This window comes from Nocardioides sp. AX2bis (assembly GCF_902506435.1).
Classification (GTDB): Bacteria; Actinomycetota; Actinomycetes; order Propionibacteriales; family Nocardioidaceae; genus Nocardioides.
Map to the genome: position 1 here is coordinate 3490319 of NZ_LR733215.1, position 16085 is coordinate 3506403.

Annotated in this window: 16 protein-coding genes; 3 read left to right on the plus strand and 13 right to left on the minus strand. The window is 73.0% G+C overall.

Annotated features, from left to right (window positions below; translation table 11 throughout):
- Positions 1-8: 8 nt before the first annotated feature.
- The 11 genes from GV155_RS16760 to GV155_RS16810 all read right to left on the minus strand — a co-directional run bounded on the left by GV155_RS16760 (position 9) and on the right by GV155_RS16810 (position 11325).
- On the minus strand, positions 9-839 hold the full coding sequence (locus GV155_RS16760; protein ID WP_160009799.1) for an NADH-quinone oxidoreductase subunit J: 831 nt from the start codon (positions 837-839) through the stop codon (positions 9-11).
- A complete protein-coding gene (nuoI, locus tag GV155_RS16765; protein ID WP_160009801.1) occupies positions 836-1402 on the minus strand; it encodes an NADH-quinone oxidoreductase subunit NuoI in 567 nt (188 codons plus the stop codon). Before nuoI ends, GV155_RS16760 begins: the two co-directional genes overlap by 4 nt.
- Positions 1402-2739, minus strand: a complete 1338-nt coding sequence (gene nuoH, locus GV155_RS16770; RefSeq protein WP_160009803.1) for an NADH-quinone oxidoreductase subunit NuoH — start codon at positions 2737-2739, stop codon at positions 1402-1404. Before nuoH ends, nuoI begins: the two co-directional genes overlap by 1 nt.
- Positions 2736-5159, minus strand: a complete 2424-nt coding sequence (locus GV155_RS16775) for an NADH-quinone oxidoreductase subunit G (protein WP_160009805.1) — start codon at positions 5157-5159, stop codon at positions 2736-2738. The genes nuoH and GV155_RS16775 overlap by 4 nt, the downstream gene beginning before the upstream one ends.
- A gap of 3 nt (positions 5160-5162) precedes the next feature.
- Positions 5163-6482, minus strand: coding sequence for an NADH-quinone oxidoreductase subunit NuoF (gene nuoF, locus GV155_RS16780; protein WP_160011528.1), 1320 nt, complete (start codon positions 6480-6482; stop codon positions 5163-5165).
- A gap of 5 nt (positions 6483-6487) precedes the next feature.
- On the minus strand, positions 6488-7285 hold the full coding sequence (gene nuoE, locus GV155_RS16785) for an NADH-quinone oxidoreductase subunit NuoE (RefSeq protein ID WP_160009807.1): 798 nt from the start codon (positions 7283-7285) through the stop codon (positions 6488-6490).
- Positions 7282-8655: an NADH-quinone oxidoreductase subunit D gene (locus GV155_RS16790; RefSeq protein WP_160009809.1), complete on the minus strand. Its 1374-nt coding sequence runs from the start codon at positions 8653-8655 to the stop codon at positions 7282-7284. Before GV155_RS16790 ends, nuoE begins: the two co-directional genes overlap by 4 nt.
- Complete coding sequence (locus GV155_RS16795; RefSeq protein ID WP_160009811.1) at positions 8655-9413, minus strand: NADH-quinone oxidoreductase subunit C; 759 nt, start codon at positions 9411-9413, stop codon at positions 8655-8657. Before GV155_RS16795 ends, GV155_RS16790 begins: the two co-directional genes overlap by 1 nt.
- Positions 9410-9964, minus strand: a complete 555-nt coding sequence (locus GV155_RS16800; RefSeq protein ID WP_160009813.1) for a NuoB/complex I 20 kDa subunit family protein — start codon at positions 9962-9964, stop codon at positions 9410-9412. The genes GV155_RS16795 and GV155_RS16800 overlap by 4 nt, the downstream gene beginning before the upstream one ends.
- A gap of 84 nt (positions 9965-10048) precedes the next feature.
- The gene (locus GV155_RS16805) at positions 10049-10408 is read right to left on the minus strand and encodes an NADH-quinone oxidoreductase subunit A (RefSeq protein ID WP_160009815.1); all 360 of its coding nucleotides are present in this window, start codon (positions 10406-10408) and stop codon (positions 10049-10051) included.
- Between the two features lie 227 nt (positions 10409-10635).
- Complete coding sequence (locus tag GV155_RS16810; RefSeq protein WP_160009817.1) at positions 10636-11325, minus strand: demethylmenaquinone methyltransferase; 690 nt, start codon at positions 11323-11325, stop codon at positions 10636-10638.
- 150 nt (positions 11326-11475) lie between these two features.
- Between GV155_RS16810 and GV155_RS16815 the strand changes: the two genes are divergently transcribed.
- Positions 11476-12393: a L,D-transpeptidase family protein gene (locus GV155_RS16815; protein ID WP_236554385.1), complete on the plus strand. Its 918-nt coding sequence runs from the start codon at positions 11476-11478 to the stop codon at positions 12391-12393.
- Between the two features lie 61 nt (positions 12394-12454).
- The gene (locus tag GV155_RS16820; RefSeq protein ID WP_201300216.1) at positions 12455-13423 is read left to right on the plus strand and encodes a zinc metalloprotease; all 969 of its coding nucleotides are present in this window, start codon (positions 12455-12457) and stop codon (positions 13421-13423) included.
- A gap of 3 nt (positions 13424-13426) precedes the next feature.
- On the opposite strand, the gene GV155_RS16825 is transcribed toward GV155_RS16820, so the two are convergent.
- On the minus strand, positions 13427-14071 hold the full coding sequence (locus tag GV155_RS16825; RefSeq protein ID WP_160009819.1) for a hypothetical protein: 645 nt from the start codon (positions 14069-14071) through the stop codon (positions 13427-13429).
- 105 nt (positions 14072-14176) lie between these two features.
- Here GV155_RS16825 and GV155_RS16830 point away from each other — a divergent pair, with 105 nt between their 5' ends.
- Complete coding sequence (locus GV155_RS16830; RefSeq protein ID WP_160009821.1) at positions 14177-15439, plus strand: isochorismate synthase; 1263 nt, start codon at positions 14177-14179, stop codon at positions 15437-15439.
- 13 nt (positions 15440-15452) lie between these two features.
- Here the strand turns inward: GV155_RS16830 and GV155_RS16835 are convergent, their stop codons facing one another.
- Positions 15453-16082, minus strand: coding sequence for an MBL fold metallo-hydrolase (locus GV155_RS16835; protein ID WP_160009823.1), 630 nt, complete (start codon positions 16080-16082; stop codon positions 15453-15455).
- Between the last annotated feature and the right edge of the window lie 3 nt (positions 16083-16085).

The following is a 16085-nucleotide window of genomic DNA, read 5'->3' on the forward strand; positions in this document are numbered from 1 at the left end:
GTCGCCGCTCACGGGCGTCCCTCCTCATCACGTCGGGCGGGGTTCTCGGTGTTCGCGCCCGAGGTGGTCGGCGCCGGCGAGCCGGCACCCCCGGGTACGCCCTGCGCCGCGGCGGCCACGTCGGTGACGTCCTGGCGGGGGGCGGGGCGCACGGTGCCACGGGCCAGCAGCACCCGGGAGACCGAGGTCGGCGCGGCGCTGCCGTCGGGCAGCAGCGCCGGGGTGTCGACGGCGTTGTGGCGGGCGTAGACGCCGGGCGGGGGCAGCGGGCCGGGGTGCCGGCCGGTCGCGGCGTACTCGGCCATCCGGCGGCGGGCCAGGTCGACCTGCTTGGGCTTGGGCACCAGGCGCTCGCGGTGCGCGAGCACCATCGCGCCGAGCGCGGCGGTGATCAGCAGCGCCGCGGTGACCTCGAAGGCCACGACGTAGCGCGAGAAGAGCAGGTCGGCCAGCGCCTGGATGTTGCCCGGGGCGTTGACCTCCTCCAGGCCGACCAGGGTGCCCAGCGACAGCTGCGCCACCCCGAGGACCAGGATCACGCCCAGCACCAGGCCCATCCCGATCGCCATCGGGCGCTGCCCGCGGATGGTCTCCACGACCGAGTCCGAGGCGTCGACGCCGACGAGCATGACGACGAAGAGGAAGAGCATCAGGATGGCGCCGGTGTAGACGATGATCTGCACCGCGAACAGGAACGGCGCCTCCAGCACGGCGTAGAGCACCGCCAGGCTGATCATGACCACGGCCAGCAGCAGGGCGGCGTGGACGGCCTTGCGCACCACGAGGATGCCCACCGCGCAGATCACCATGATCGGCGCGAGGACCCAGAACGCGATCACTTCTCGCCCTCCCGGCCCGCCGGGGCGGGGGCGGCGTACGTCCCGCGGTAGTAGTCGGCCTCGTCGTCGCCGAGCAGCATCGCGTGGGGCGGCTGCTCCATGCCGGGCAGCAGGGGCGCGAGCAGGTCGGACTTCTCGTAGATCAGGTCGGCGCGGTTGTCGTCGGCCAGCTCGTACTCGTTGGTCATCGTCAGCGCCCGCGTCGGGCAGGCCTCGATGCAGAGTCCGCACAGGATGCAGCGCAGGTAGTTGATCTGGTAGACGCGGCCGTACCGCTCACCGGGTGACATGCGGTGCTCGTCGGTGTTGGCGTCGCCCTCGACGTAGATCGCGTCGGCCGGGCAGGCCCAGGCGCACAGCTCGCAGCCGATGCACTTCTCCAGCCCGTCGGGCCACCGGTTGAGCTGGTGACGGCCGTGGAAGCGGGGTGCCGTGGGCAGCTTCTCGAACGGGTACTGCTCGGTGACGACCTTGCGGAACATGGTCCGGAACGTGACGCCGAAGCCGGCGACGGGGTCCCAGAACTGCTCCTTGAGCGTGGGCCCCTGGGGCTTGTCTGCCATCAGCTCTCCTCGTGCGCGGTGCGGGTGGCGGTGGCGGTCCCGGCGGCGCTGCCGCCGGAGGGGCCGGTGGTGCTGCCGGGGGTGGTCGGGGTGGCCGAGGTCGGGAAGACCAGCGGCGCGGCGGCACCGCGCACGGCACCGCCCTCGGGCAGCGACGGGATCGGGAACGCGCCGGTGGGCTCGGCGACCGGCGAGACGTCCTCGGACTCGTCGCCGCCGACGAACAGCAGCGCGACCAGGACGACGGCGACCACGGCGCCGACCACGATCAGGCCCTGGCGGTCCAGGCCGCCGTCGAGCGTGGCGGCGCGGATGGCGGCGACGGCCACGATCCAGGCCAGCGAGACCGGGATGAGGACCTTCCAGCCGAAGTCCATGAACTGGTCGTAGCGCAGCCGCGGCAGCGTCCCGCGGAGCCAGATGAACATGAAGATGAAGCCGAGGACCTTGCCGAAGAACCACAGCACCGGCCAGTAGCCCTCGTTGAAGCCCGGGTACAGCTTGTCGATCCAGAACGGGGCGCGCCAGCCGCCGAGGAACAGCGTCGTGGCCAGGGCGGAGACGGTGGCCATGTTGATGTACTCGCCGAGGAAGAACAGCGCGAACTTCAGCGAGGAGTACTCGGTGTGGAACCCGCCCACCAGCTCGCCCTCGGCCTCGGGGAGGTCGAAGGGCGCACGGTTGGTCTCCCCCACCATCGAGATCACGTAGACCACGAAGCTCGGCAGCAGGACCAGCCCGAACCACCAGTCCTCCTGGGCCGCGACGATCTCGGAGGTCGACAGCGAGCCGGCGTAGAGGAAGACCGCGACCAGGGCCAGGCCCATCGAGACCTCGTACGAGATCATCTGGGCGCTCGAGCGCAGCCCGCCGAGCAGGGAGTACGTCGACCCGCTCGACCAGCCGCCGAGCACGATGCCGTAGATGCCGATCGAGGCGATCGCCATCACGAACAGCACCGCCACCGGCATGTCGGTCAGCTGCAGCGGGGTCGTGAGGTCGCTGAACGGGACGCCGACCTCGGGACCGAACGGGATGACCGAGAAGGTCACGAAGGCCGGCACCACGGTGATCACCGGGGCGATGATGAAGACCACCTTGTCGGCGGCCTTGGGGACGATGTCCTCCTTCAGCGCCAGCTTCACGCCGTCGGCGAGGGACTGGAGCAGCCCGAAGGGACCGTGCACGTTGGGCCCGATGCGGTGCTGCATCCGGGCGACGACCTTGCGCTCCCACCAGATGTTGAACAGGGTGAGCAGGACCAGGATCACGAAGATGATCACGGCCTTGATGGCCGAGAGCCACCACGGGTCCTGGCCGAAGACGTCGAGGCTCACAGCTCGGCTCCTCTCACGGTGACGCGGGTGCCCGGGGAGGCGAGGTCGGCCAGCACGCCGCCGCCGGCGGAGCGGGCGGGGACCCACACGACGCCCTCCATGAGGCCGACGGTGGGGACGACGGGCAGGGTCAGGGTGCCGCGGTCGCCGGTCAGGGTGACGGCGTCACCGAGCGCGGCGTGGGCGGACGGCGCGACGCGGGCGACGGGCGGGCGGGCGGTCGCGGCGAGGTACGTGTCGCCGTCGAGCAGCGAGGCGTCGTCGAGCATCTGCTTCCAGCTGGCCAGCACCAGCCCCTCGCCGGGCGAGGGTGCCGCGGCGGGGACCTGGGGAGCGGCCGGACGGGCACCGTCCCAGGGGCCCATCTGCTCCATCGCGGTGCGCGCCTGCTCGGGCGTACGGAAGCCGAGCGGACGGCCGAGCTCCTCGGCGATGCCCGCCAGCGCCCGGGTGTCGGGCAGCGAGCGCGGGTCGGCGAAGACCGCGGCGAAGGGCCGCGGGCGGCCCTCCCAGGTGATGAAGGTGCCGGGCTTGTCGCAGACCGGGGCGACGGGCAGGACCACGTCGGCGGCCCGGGTCACATCGGTCTCGCGCAGCTCGAGCGCCACGACGAAGGAGGCCGCGGCGAGCGCGGCCCGGAAGGCGGCGGGGTCCGCGGTGTCGTCGGGGTCGACCCCGCCGACCACGAGCCCGGCCAGGTCACCGGCGGCCGCGGCGGCCACGATCGCGTCGGCGTCACGCCCGACGGCCTCCGGCAGCGTGGGCACGCCCCAGGCGGCGGCGGCGTCCACGCGGGCGGCGGGGTCGACCACGGGGCGTCCGCCGGGGAGCAGGCCGGGCAGGCAGCCGGTCTCGACGGCACCGCGGTCACCGGCGCGGCGCGGCACCCAGGCCAGCCGGGCCCCGGTGCGCGCGGCGAGGGCGGCGGCGGCCGAGAAGGCGCCGGGCGAGGTCGCCAGACGCTCGCCCAGGAGCACCACGGCGTGCTTGTCGACGCCGAACTCGCCCTGCTCGACGAGCGCCGCCAGGGCGGCGGCCTCCTCGCCGGGCGCGGTCGGGACCAGGCGCCCGTCGAGCTTCTCCAGCCCGCGGGTGGCGAACGGGGCGACGGACACGACCCGGGTGGTGCCGTGGAGGACCCCCTTGCGGAGCCGCAGGAAGATCGTGCCGGCCTCGTCCTCGGGCTCCAGGCCGACGAGCACGACGACCGGGGCGGTCTCGAGGTCGGCGTAGGAGACCCCACCGTCCCAGGGCGTGCCGAGCACGACCGTGGAGGCCAGGAAGTCGGCCTCCTCCGCCGAGTGCGGACGGGCGCGGAAGTCGACGTCGTTCGTGCCGAGCGCGACGCGCGCGAAGGAGCTGTACGCGAAGGCGTCCTCGGCGGTCAGCCGACCGCCGGGCAGCACGCCCACGCCGCCGGCGGCCCGGGCCCGCTCCAGCCCGCGGGCGGCCACGGCGAAGGCCTCGGGCCACGACGCCGGACGCAGCGAGCCGTCCTCGTCGCGCACCTGGGGGTAGGTCAGCCGGTCCTGCTCGCGGGTGTAGGCGAAGCCGAAGCGGTCCTTGTCGGTGATCCACTCCTCGTTGACCTCGGGGTCGTTGCCGGCCAGGCGGCGCATCACCTTGCCGCGACGGTGGTCGACGCGGATCGCGGCGCCGCAGGCGTCGTGCTCACCGACGGCCGGGGTGGAGACGAGGTCGAAGGGCCGCGAGCGGAAGCGGTACTCCGCGGAGGTCAGCGCGCCCACCGGGCAGATCTGGATGGTGTTGCCCGAGAAGTACGACTGCAGCGGCTCCTTCTCGTAGATGCCGACCTGCTGCAGCGCGCCGCGCTCGACCAGCGCGATGAAGGGGTCGCCCGCGATCTGCTCGGAGAAGCGGGTGCAGCGGGCACAGAGCACGCAGCGCTCCCGGTCGAGCAGCACGTTGGCGGAGATGTTGATCGGCTTGGGGTAGGTCCGCTTGACCCCGCCCGAGCCGGAGAAGCGGGACTCCCCGCGGCCGTTGGACATCGCCTGGTTCTGCAGCGGGCACTCCCCGCCCTTGTCGCAGACGGGGCAGTCCAGCGGGTGGTTGACCAGCAGGAACTCCATCACGCCCTGCTGGGCCTTGTCGGCGACCGGGCTGGTGGCCTGGGTGCTGACGACCATGCCCTCGGCGACCGGCAGCGTGCACGAGGCCTGCGGCTTGGGCATGCCCCGCCCGTTGCCGGCGTCGGGGACCTCGACCAGGCACTGGCGGCAGGCGCCGACGGGCTCCAGCAGCGGGTGGTCGCAGAAGCGCGGGATCTGGATGCCGACCTGCTCGGCGGCCCGGATCACCAGGGTGCCCTTCGGCACGCTGGTCTGGACGCCGTCGATGGTGACGGTGACCAGGTCGGTGCGCTGGTCGTGCTGGGCCTTCTCGGGCGTGGTGGTCATGGCTCAGGCTCCGGTGGTGGCCGGCACCGCGGCGTCGGCGAACAGGGTGGAGGCGGCCGGGTCGAACGGGCAGCCGCCGTGCTCGAGGTGGGCGAGGTACTCGTCGCGGAAGTGCTGGATCGAGCTGGAGATGGGGCTGGTCGCCCCGTCGCCGAGCGCGCAGAACGAGCGGCCCAGGATGTTGTCGCACTGGTCGAGCAGCAGGTCGAGGTCCTCGGGGGAGCCCTGACCGGCCTCGAGCCGGGCGAGGGTCTGCACCAGCCACCAGGTGCCCTCGCGGCACGGGGTGCACTTGCCGCAGGACTCGTGCTTGTAGAACTCGGTCCAGCGCAGCACCGCCCGCAGCACGCAGGTGGTCTCGTCGAAGACCTGCAGCGCCCGGGTGCCCAGCATCGACCCGGCACCGGCGACGCCCTCGAAGTCCAGCGGGACGTCGAGGTGCTCGGCGGTCAGGATCGGCGTGCTGGAGCCGCCGGGGGTCCAGAACTTCAGCTCGTGGCCCTCGCGGATGCCGCCGGCGAGGTCGATCAGCTGACGCAGGGTGATCCCGAGCGGGGCCTCGTACTGCCCGGGGCGGCGCACGTGCCCGGAGAGGGAGAAGATCCCGAAGCCCTGGGACTTCTCGGTGCCCATGGAGGCGAACCAGTCGGCGCCGCGGCCGATGATGCTCGGCACCGAGGCGATCGACTCGACGTTGTTGATCACGGTGGGGCTGGCGTACAGCCCGGCGACGGCCGGGAACGGCGGGCGCAGGCGGGGCTGGCCGCGGCGGCCCTCGAGGCCCTCCAGCAGCGCCGTCTCCTCGCCGCAGATGTAGGCGCCGGCGCCGGTGTGGACCACGACGTCGAGGTCGTAGCCGGACCCGTGGATGTCCTTGCCGAGGTGGCCGGCGAGGTAGGCCTCCTGCACCGCCTTCTGCACGCGCCGCACGACGTGGAGGATCTCGCCGCGGATGTAGATGAAGGCGTGGTGGGCCCGGATGGCGTAGCTGGAGATGATCACGCCCTCCACCAGCAGGTGGGGGCTGGCCATCATCAGCGGGGTGTCCTTGCAGGTGCCCGGCTCGGACTCGTCGGCGTTGACCACGAGGTACTTCGGCTTGGGGTTGTCCTGGGGGATGAAGCTCCACTTCATCCCGGTCGGGAACCCGGCGCCGCCGCGTCCGCGCAGGCCGGAGGCCTTGACGGCCTCGACCACGGCGGGGGGCTCCATGCCCAGGGCGACGTCGAGGGCGCGGTAGCCGCCGCGGGCCTCGTAGGTCTCCAGGGTCCAGCTGCGCTCGGCGTCCCAGTCGTCGGTGAGGACCGGGGTCAGGGTGCTGATCTCGCTCACGTCGCGTCGCCCTTCTCGGCTGCGGTGGTGTCGGTCGGGCTGTCGGCCTCGACCGCGGCCGCGGTGGCCATGGAGTCGTCGGACTCCTCGGCCGCCGCGACGGACTGCGCGGGCTCCTCCGGCACGCCGGCGTCCGCCCCCTGCGTGACCTGCGCGTCGCTGTCGGGCGCGGTCCAGCCGCGCTCGCGGGCGATCCCGAGGCCGACCAGGCTGGCGTGGCCCGCGGAGGGGCCCTCGTCGGCGCGGTCGTCGGGGAAGCCGGCCAGGACCCGCTCGGCCTCGCGCCAGGTGCAGATGCGCGGGCCGCGGGTGGAGCGGACCTCCTTGCCGGCACGCAGGTCGTCGACGACCGCCGTGGCCGAGGCCGGGGTCTGGTCGTCCATGAACTCCCAGTTGACCATCATCACCGGGGCGTAGTCGCAGGCCGCGTTGCACTCGAGGTGCTCGAGGGTGATCTTGCCGTCGGTGGTGGTCTCGTCGTTGCCGACCTCGAGGTGCTGCTGGAGCCGCTCGAAGATGACGTCGCCGCCCATCACCGCGCACAGCGTGTTGGTGCAGACCCCGACGTGGTACTCCCCCACCGGCTTGCGCTTGTACATCGTGTAGAACGTCGCGACACCGCTGACCTCGGCGGCCGAGAGCCCGAGGATCTCGGCGCAGGTCTCGATGCCGTCGCTGGTGACGCGGCCCTCGGCGGACTGCACCAGGTGCAGCATCGGCAGCAGGCCCGAGCGGGCCTCGGGGTAGCGGGCCGCGATCTGCCGCAGCTCGGCGCGGGTGGTCTCGTCGATCACCGGTCGACACCTCCCATCACGGGGTCGATGGAGGCGATCGCCACGATCACGTCGGCGATCATGCCGCCCTCGGCCATCACGCTGGTGGCCTGCAGGTTGGTGAAGGACGGGTCACGGAAGTGCGCCCGGAAGGGACGCGTGCCGCCGTCGCTGACCACGTGGGCGCCGAGCTCGCCGCGGGGCGACTCGATCGGCACGTACGCCTGGCCGGCCGGCACCCGGAAGCCCTCGGTGACCAGCTTGAAGTGGTGGATCAGGCCCTCCATGGACTCGCCCATGATGTGGCGGATGTGGTCGAGACTGTTGCCCATCCCGTCGGAGCCGATCGAGAGCTGGCTGGGCCAGGCGATCTTCTTGTCGGCCACCATCACCGGGGCGCCCTCGAGGCCGGCGAGGCGCTCGGCGGCCTGCTCGACGATCTTCAGGGACTCGTGCATCTCGTTGACGCGCACGCGGAAGCGGCCGTACGAGTCGGCGGTGTCCCAGGTCTGGACGTCGAAGTCGTAGGTCTCGTAGCCGCAGTACGGCTGGGTCTTGCGCAGGTCCCAGGGGTAGCCGGTGGCCCGCAGCGGCGGGCCGGTCAGGCCCAGGGCCAGGCAGCCCTCGAGGTCGAGGGTGCCGATGCCCTCCAGACGGGCCTTGAAGATCGGGTTGGCGTTGCACAGCGCCTCGATCTCGGGCAGCCGCTTGCGCATCAGCGCCACGAAGGAACCGATCTCCTCCAGGGCGCCCGGCGGGAGGTCCTGGGCGACGCCGCCGGGCCGGATGAACGCGTGGTTCATCCGCAGCCCGGTGATCAGCTCGAACAGGTCGAGGACCAGCTCGCGCTCGCGGAAGCCGATGGTCATCACCGTGAGCGCCCCGAGCTCCATGCCGCCGGTGGCGATGGCCACCAGGTGCGAGGAGATCCGGTTCAGCTCCATCATCAGGACCCGCATGACGCTGGCCTTCTCGGGGATGTCGTCCTCGATGCCCAGCAGGCGCTCGACGCCGAGGCAGTAGGTCGCCTCGTTGAAGAACGGCGCGAGGTAGTCCATCCGGGTGCAGAAGGTGGTGCCCTGCACCCAGGTGCGGTACTCCATGTTCTTCTCGATGCCGGTGTGGAGGTAGCCGATGCCGCAGCGGGCCTCGGAGACCGTCTCGCCCTCCAGCTCGAGGATCAGGCGCAGCACGCCGTGCGTGGAGGGGTGCTGGGGGCCCATGTTGACGACGACACGTTCCTCGTCGCCCTCCGCGAGCCCCTCGGTGATGGAGTCCCAGTCCTGGCCGGTGACGGTGAAGACCCGTCCCTCGGTGGTCTCGGACGATCCGGCGTAGAGGTCCTCCTGCGCGCCTGCGGCGCGGCCGGGGCCTGGTTCGAAGGTGGTCATCAGGTGTAGGACCTCCGCTGGTCCGGCGGCGGCACGGTGCCGCCCTTGTACTCGACAGGGATCCCGCCCAGCGGGTAGTCCTTGCGCTGGGGGTGGCCCGGCCAGTCGTCGGGCATGAGGATGCGCGTGAGCGCGGGGTGGCCCTCGAAGACGAGTCCGAACATGTCGAACGCCTCCCGCTCGTGCCAGTCGGCGGTCGGGTAGACCGGCACGACCGACGGCAGGCGGGGGTCGCTGTCGGGCACGCCGACCTCGAGCCGGATCCGACGGTTGTAGGTCATCGAGAGCAGGTGGTGCACCGCGTGCAGCTCGCGGCCCGTGTCGTCGGGGTAGTGCACCCCGCTGACCGAGGAGCACAGCTCGAAGCGCAGCCGCGGGTCGTCGCGCAGCGCGCGGGCGACCTCGAGGAGGTCCTCGCGGCGCACGTGGAAGGTGATCTCGCCGCGGTCGACGACGACGGCGCCGATCGCGTGCGCGTGGTCGCCGCCGAGGCCCGCCAGGTGCTCGACCAGGGCGTCGGCGACCTCGTCGAACCAGCCGCCGAACGGCCGGCCGGTGGGGGCGGGGAACACGACGGGGGCGACGAGGCCGCCGTACCCGCTGGTGTCCCCGGTGCCGTGGGCGCCGAACATGCCGGTCCGCACGCCGCGCGAGGAGACCTGGCCCGGGGGTGCGGGCAGGTTCTCCGGGGACTGCTCCACCGCGGGCTGGCCCGGGGCGTCGGGGCCGGTGGGGCGCTCGCCGTCGGGCGGCGTCACCGCAGCAGGCCCGTCATGTCGGAGGTCGGGGCGGCCGCCAGGGCGGCGTTCTCGAGCGCGGTGACCTCGGCGCGACGGTTCGGGCCGAGCTTCTCGGCCTGGACCCGGTCGTGCAGCTTGAGGATCGCGTCGATGAGCATCTCCGGGCGCGGCGGGCAGCCGGGCAGGTACATGTCGACGGGCACGACGTGGTCGACGCCCTGGACGATCGCGTAGTTGTTGAACATCCCGCCGCTGGAGGCGCAGACGCCCATCGCGAGGACGTACTTGGGGTTGGCCATCTGGTCGTAGATCTGGCGCAGGACCGGGGCCATCTTCTGGCTCACGCGTCCGGCCACGATCATCAGGTCGGCCTGGCGCGGGCTGGCGCGGAAGACCTCCATCCCGAAGCGGGCCATGTCGTACTTCGGCCCGCCGCTGGTCATCATCTCGATCGCGCAGCAGGCCAGGCCGAAGGTCGCGGGCCAGAACGACGCCTTGCGCATGTACCCGGCCACCCCCTCGACGGTCGTGAGGAGGACGCCGCTGGGGAGCTTCTCTTCGAGGCCCATGGCTGGAACCTTTCGTCACTGTCCGGTGGGGAGGGGCTGTCCGGTGCGTGGGGACCGGGCGGCGGTGCCGTCCGGCGGGGCTGGTCAGTCCCAGTCGAGACCACCGCGACGCCACTCGTAGGCGTAGGCGATGGTGATGTTGAAGAGGAAGAGCACGACGGCGAAGAAGCCGAACCACTGCAGCTGGTCGAAGTAGACCGCCCACGGGACCAGGAACATGATCTCGACGTCGAAGATGATGAAGGTCATCGCGACGGTGTAGTACTTCACCGGGAAGCGGCCGCCGCCCACGGGCTGGGGCGTGGGGTCGATGCCGCACTCGTAGGAGTCCAGACGGGCCCGGTTGTAGCGCGCGGGCCCGGTCAGGGTGCTGACGGCGACCGAGAAGACGGCGAAGCCGGCCGCGAGGCCCGCCAGCCACAGGACCGGGGTGTAGAGCTCCATGCAGGTTCCCTCCGAGTTCTCCGCACGCCTCGTGACCTTGTGAAGACGTTCACGAGTGGCGCGGGCCACAGTCTGCCACTCGGGACCGACCCCGTCACGTCGGGGGTGGCCCGGATCACGTCCGACCTGCTAGGCGGCTGACCTGGGGATTTAGGTCACGCGGGCGTTGCGGAATTGGCTCCGACGACCCGGGCGGAGGGATCGGGGCAGGTCAGGCGGCGTGGGAGTCAGGCGGTGGCGCGGTGCAACGCCACGATGCCGCCCGAGAGGTTGCGCCACGCGGGAGAGGCCCACCCGGCGCCGGCGATCTGGGCGGCGAGGCCGGCCTGGTCGGGCCAGGCCCGGATCGACTCGGCGAGGTAGACGTAGGCGTCGGGCGAGGAGGAGACGCCGCGCGCGATCGCCGGCAGCGCCTTCATCAGGTACTCCAGGTAGACGCGCCGGAACGGCGCCCACGTCGGGTGGCTGAACTCGCAGACCACCAGGCGGCCGCCGGGGCGGGTCACCCGACGCATCTCGTGCAGGCCGGCCACGGGGTCGACGATGTTGCGCAGCCCGAAGGAGATGGTGACCGCGTCGAAGGTGTCGTCGGCGAAGGGCAGCCGGGTGCCGTCGCCGGCGGTGAAGGGCAGCGCGGGCCGGGCGGCCTTGCCGACGCCGAGCATCCCGAGCGAGAAGTCGCACGGCACGACCCACGCACCACGGTCGGCGAAGGGCTGGCTGGAGGTGCCGGTGCCGGCCGCGAGGTCGAGCACCTTCTCCCCCGGACGAGGAGCGACCGCGTCGATCACCTCGTGGCGCCAGCGGCGGTCCTGGCCCAGCGACAGGACGTCGTTGGTGACGTCGTAGCGACGGGCGACGGCGTCGAACATGCGACGGACGTCGGCGGGGGCTTTGTCGAGCTCGGCGCGGGCCACGGGACCGAGCCTACGGCTCACCCTCCCGCGACACGTTCGTGGCTCGGGCAACCAAAGCGGGGCCGGGGACGTCTCAACGGTGACCATGGACGGCATCCCCACCCGGGGTCCGTCCCTTCCCCCTCGCGCTCGTTCACCCGGGAGTCCACCGTGCGCCACCTCCACGCCCTGCGCCGCCTCCTCGCCCGCACCGTGCTGACTCTCGGCGCGGCCGCGCTCCTCGTCGCCGTCGGGTACGCCGGCAGCTGGGTGCTCGCCCCGGACGTCCGTCCGGTCGCCGGCGGCGCCGCGACCGAGCCGGCGCGGACCGAGGTACGACCCACCGAGGTGCGACCCACCGTGGTGCAGCCGGTGGTCGCCGGGCCGACCCCGCGCGGGCGGGTGGCGCCGGGCGCGGCGCTGGAGGTGGAGCTCGTGCCGGGCCCGACGCTGCTCGGCTCCGGCACCGAGGGCGACGAGGTCCGTGACCTGCAGGCCCGGCTGCGCCAGATCGCCTGGTTGAGCAGCGCCCCCGACGGCGTCTACGGCGACACGACCGCGGCCGCGGTCAGCGGGTTCCAGGCCAAGCGGGAGATCCCGGTGACCGGCGAGGTCGACCAGCGCACGACGGACCGGCTGCTGGCGATGACCACGGAGCCCACCGAGGCCGAGCTGACCGGTGCCGTCGACGACACCGCCTCGAACGCGCCGGGCGCGCTCGACCCGCGCTGCCTCACCGGGCGGGTGATGTGCGTCGACAAGTCCACCAGCACCCTGCGGTGGGTGGTGGACGGTGACGTCCTGCGCACGATGGACGCGCGCTTCGGCGGCTCGACCACCGCCACCCGCGAGGGCGAATTCCCGGTGTTCTCGATGAGCCGCGACCACGTCTCGAGCCTCTACGACACCTCGATGCCGTTCGCCATGTTCTTCTCCGGCGGCCAGGCCGTGCACTACTCGCCGGACTTCGCCTCCGTCGGGTACGGCGGCGCCTCCCACGGCTGCGTCAACATCCGCGACTACGACGGGATCGCCGCGCTCTTCGACGAGGTGCAGGTCGGCGACACGGTGGTCGTCTACTGGTCCTGAGCGGGAAGGAACGCCGCCGGAGCGTTCCCAGGCGGGCCCGGGCGTGCCAGGGTCGGTGCTCGTGAGCATCCACGCCCCGCACCCCGTACGCCTGCTGCCCGCCGTCGCCGTGACGGCGCTGGCCTGCCTGGCCGGGTCGGGCGCTGCACCGTCCGCCTCCGCCGCGCCGGCCCCGGCGACCGCCGTCGCGCCGGGCGCGGACGACTGCGTCGACGCGGGCCCGGACGCCTCCGCCGCCCGGGTGACGAAGGGGTCGGAGGCCACCGAGCCGCGGCTCTACAGCCCGACCGACGCCAAGAAGTACGGCGTCATCAAGTCCCACCCGCTGCCGGCGCCCGGCTCGGTCGTGGTCGACACCGTCTTCCACGTCGTGACCGCCGAGCGGGCCGACCGTGCGCGCTACACCGGGCTGATCGACGCCCAGATGGGCGTCCTCAACGACGCCTTCGAGGGCTCGACCGGCGACGCCGCGTCCGGCACGCCGTTCCGCTTCGACCTCGACCGGACGACGTACACGGTGAACCCGGCCTGGGCCTCGCTCGCGCCCGGCAAGGCGGAGCGGGCGATGAAGAAGGAGCTGCACACCGGCGACTCCGAGACGCTGAACGTCTACGTCGGCGACCTCGGCGGCGGGCTGCTGGGCTACGCCTACTTCCCCAAGGACTACAACAACGGCCGCGACTACGTCGACGGCGTGGTGATGCTCGACGAGTCGATGCCAGGCGGCACCGCGGCGCCCTACAACCAGGGCGACACCCTGACCCACGAGGTCGGCCACTGGATGGCGCTGGAGCACACCTTCGCGGGCGCCTGCTCGGCCAGCGGCGACGGCGTGGCCGACACCCCGCGTGAGGCCGTGCCCCAGTTCGGCTGCCCGGTCGGCGCCGACACCTGCGCCGCCCCCGGCCTGGACCCCGTCCACAACTTCATGGACTACTCCGACGACGAGTGCATGAACATGTTCACCGCCGGGCAGGCCCAGCGGATGAGCGACGCCTGGATCGAGTTCCGCGAGGGCGGACTGGGCTAGCGGCTACTGCTCGGCCGTGAGCGCGTCGAGCAGCCCGGAGGCCTCGGACGCCGACATGCCCGTGCCGTCCACCTGGAAGGTCACGCCGTCGGACGCGGTCTGCTGGCACCGCACGCCGGCCGGCGGGACGCTGTCGTCGACCTGCTCGCCCTGGGCGACCGGGGCGCCGTAGACGACGTTGCAGATCGTGTCGCCGACGCGGACGAGCTCGGCCTGGTTGCGGGCCAGGCCGACCAGCTCGGGCGCCGGCGCGGGTCCGCTGGGCAGGAACAGACCGGCCGGGGCCGAGGCGGCGGTGACCACGGCGGTGCGCTGGTCCTGCTCGCCGCCGGAGCCGTTGTAGAGCCCGACCGTCACCGGCACCTCGTAGGTCTGCTCGAGCTGCTCCTCGGCGCTGTCGAGGCGCGCGGTCAGCTCGGCGGCGCCGGCGTCGTCGCCGGCCTCGACCAGGGCGAAGCCCGGCACGGACGCCGGCAAGGTGGCCTCGACGGCCTCGTCGGCGGCTGCGGCCCCGGAGGAGTCGGTGGAGACCTCGGCGCCGTCGAGCCGCGGCAGGACCACGGCGAGCACCACGAGCGCGGCGAGGCCGAGCACGCCGAGGACGATGCCGACGAGACGGGAGCGGGCAGCGGTGGGAGCGGGGGACACGTCGCCCGACGCTACCGACCGGGCGCGAACCGGCGGTCCCCGACGTCCGGTGCCGTTGCTCACACAGCCCCGGGGGGAGGGGGTGCGCTGGGTACGCTCGGGGACGTGAGCAGCAGCCAGGAGGTCGAGCCCCAGGGACCCTGGGTCGCCCGCACCACGGCTCTCGACCCGGGTGACGTCGACGTGCTGGTCGACCTCCTGCCCCGCGAGGAGGCCGTGGCCTGGCTGCGTCGTGGCGACGGCCTCGTGGGCTGGGGCCGGGCCGCGGCGACCCGCACCAGCGGCGCGACCCGCTTCGCCGACGCCGACAAGTGGTGGAGTGAGCTGCTCGCGCGTACCGAGGTGCACGACGACGTCGAGGAGCCCGGCTCCGGCATGGTCGCCTTCGGCAGCTTCGGCTTCGCCGACGAGCCCGGGGACTCGGTGCTGGTGGTGCCCCGCGTGGTCGTCGGACGCCGGGGCGACCGCGCCTGGCTGACCACGGTCGGCACGCCCGACGAGGACCGGCCGGCCGTGCCCCGGCCGACCGACGCACCCGGCCCGCCGCTCGGCGTGGTCTTCGCCGACGGGTCCCGCAACGGCGAGGAGTGGATGTCGGTCGTGGCCGAGGCCGTCCGGCGCATCTCCGCCGGCGACCTGGAGAAGGTCGTCCTGGCCCGCGACATGGTGGCCACCGCCGAGGAGCCGGTCGACGTGCGCTGGCCGTTGCGGCGGCTCGCGGCGTCGTACCCGATGTGCTGGACCTTCCACGTCGACGGCCTCTTCGGCGCCACCCCCGAGATGCTGGTGCGCCGCGAGCGCGGCCTGGTCACCTCCCGGGTGCTGGCCGGCACGATCCGTCGCACCGGCGACGACGACCGCGACCTGGCCCTCGCGGCCACGCTCGCGCGGTCGAGCAAGGACCTCGAGGAGCACGAGTACGCCGTCCGGTCGGTCGCCGACGCGCTTGAGCCGCACTGCTCCTCGATGAGCGTGCCCGAGGCCCCGTTCGTGCTGCACCTGCCCAACGTCATGCACCTGGCCACCGACGTGAACGGCGTCGTGCACGACGCCGCCACCGTCTCGTCGCTGCGGCTGGCGGAGTCGTTGCACCCCTCCGCGGCCGTCGGCGGCACGCCGACCGTCGTCGCCACCGCCCTGATCGACGAGGTCGAGGGCCTGGACCGGGGCCGCTACGCCGGGCCGGTCGGCTGGATCGACGCCGCCGGCGACGGCGAGTGGGGCCTGGCGCTGCGTGCCGCCACGGTCGACGGGCCCACCGTGCGCCTCTACGCCGGTTGCGGGGTCGTGGCGTCCTCCGACCCCGAGGCCGAGCTGGCCGAGTCGCAGGCCAAGCTGGTGCCGGTGCGGGACGCGCTCGGCAGCTAGGTCGTGCCCGGCCTCAGAGGTCGGCGCCGTCGGCGAGGCGGACGTACTCCTGCCCCTCGGGCAGCAGCGCCTCCATCTGTGCTGCCAAGAAGCCGTGGCCGGCCTCGGAGTAGACCCGGTCGTGGATCGCGAGGTTGCGGGGCGCGCCGACGGCGCGGGCGAGGTCGACCGCGTCGGCCGAGCGCAGCCACGGCGCCGAGCTCGGCACGCACAGGACGTCGACCTCGCCGCCCGGTCGCGTGAGGGCGTCCCCGGGGTGGAAGACGGTGAGGTCGCCGGTGACGACGTAGCCGCAGTTGGTCAACCGGTCGATCTCCGGGTGGATCAGCGCGTGGAGGGCACCGACCGCGCGCACCGGGACGCCCGCGTCGAACGACTCGCCGGGGCGTACGACCGTCACCCGCTCGGCGACGTCGGGCGCCTCGGCGCGCAGCTGCTCGGCCACGGCCGGGATCGTCCAGATCGGGGCGTCGGTGGCCCGCAGGTTCGCGACGTCGAGGTGGTCGGGGTGCTGGTGGGTGACCAGGACGCCGGTCGCGCCGTCCACGGCGCCCGGGTCGGTGAACACCCCCGGGTCGAGGACGAGCGCGACGCCCTCCTGCTCGAGGCGTACGCAGGCGTGACCCAGCTTGGTGATCCGCATGCG